Consider the following 1,097-nt stretch of genomic DNA (forward strand, 5'->3'; position numbering starts at 1 on the left):
ACCTGGATCCGCTTCACCTGGAAGCGCTCGCCGAGGTCGATGCGCTGGTACCAGCCCCACGGCCGGTACATCCGCAGATGCGCGTCCGCCTCCGGCGCGCCCGAGGCCCGCAGCGCATTGACCAGCTCCTTGACTTGGCCCGACTGCGCCTTGGAGGCGACCAGCACCGCGTCCGGGGTGGAGACCACCACCACGTCCTCCAGCCCCACCACCGCGGTCAGGCCCTCGCCCTGGCTGTGGACGAGGCTGTTCCGCGTGCCGATCAGCGACACCCGGCCGCGCACGGCGTTGCCTTCCGCGTCGTGGTCCAGCACCTGCCAGACCGCGTCCCAGGTGCCGACATCCGACCACGCGAACGACACCGGCAGCACCCCGGCCCGGGCGGTCCGCTCCATCACCGCGTAGTCGATCGAGATCCTGGGCGCCTGCGCGAAGGCCGCCGCGTCGAGGCGCACGAAGTCGAGGTCGGTCACCGCCGCCTCCAGGGCCGCGCGCGCGGCCGCCAGCACCTCGGGCACGAACGCCTCCAGCTCGGCCAGCATCAGGTCGGCCCGGAACAGGAAGTAGCCCGAGTTCCACAGCGCGCCCTCGGCGATCAGCGCCTCGGCGCCGGCTTGGGTCGGCTTCTCGACGAAGCGGGCGACGCGGGCCGCGCCCGCGGCCTCGGCGATCGGCTCGCCGCGGCGGATGTAGCCGTAATCGGTGGCGGGCCGGTCGGGCTCGATGCCGAGCGTCATGGTGTAGCCGGCCCGGGCGCCTTCGGCCGCGCGCCGCACGGCGTCGACGAAGGCTTGCGTGTCGGGCACGACGTGGTCGGCGGCCATGATCAGCACCACGGCCTGCGGGTCGCTGGCGGCGGCGTGGAGGGCTGCGACCGCCACCGCGGCGGCCGAGTCGCGGCCCTGCGGCTCGAGCAGGATGTCGGCGGCAAGACCGAGCTGGTCGCGCTGCTCGGCGACGATGAACCGGGCCTCGGCCGAGGCGATGACGGTGGGCGTGGTGAAGACGGAGGCGTCCGACACCCGCGCCAGTGTCGCCTGGAAGGTCGAGCGCTCGGCGTCGACCAGCCGGGCGAACTGCTTGGGCATGCTCTCCCG

Annotated in this window: 1 protein-coding gene; it reads right to left on the bottom strand. The window is 73.7% G+C overall.

Annotation, left to right across the window (positions count from 1 at the left end; all coding sequences use genetic code 11):
* Positions 1-1,097: mannose-1-phosphate guanylyltransferase/mannose-6-phosphate isomerase (locus CIW48_RS32870; protein WP_246695532.1), on the bottom strand; the 1,097-nt coding region annotated here is incomplete at both ends.

The organism is Methylobacterium sp. P1-11 (genome assembly GCF_008329595.1).
In the GTDB taxonomy this organism is placed as follows: Bacteria; Pseudomonadota; Alphaproteobacteria; order Rhizobiales; family Beijerinckiaceae; genus Methylobacterium.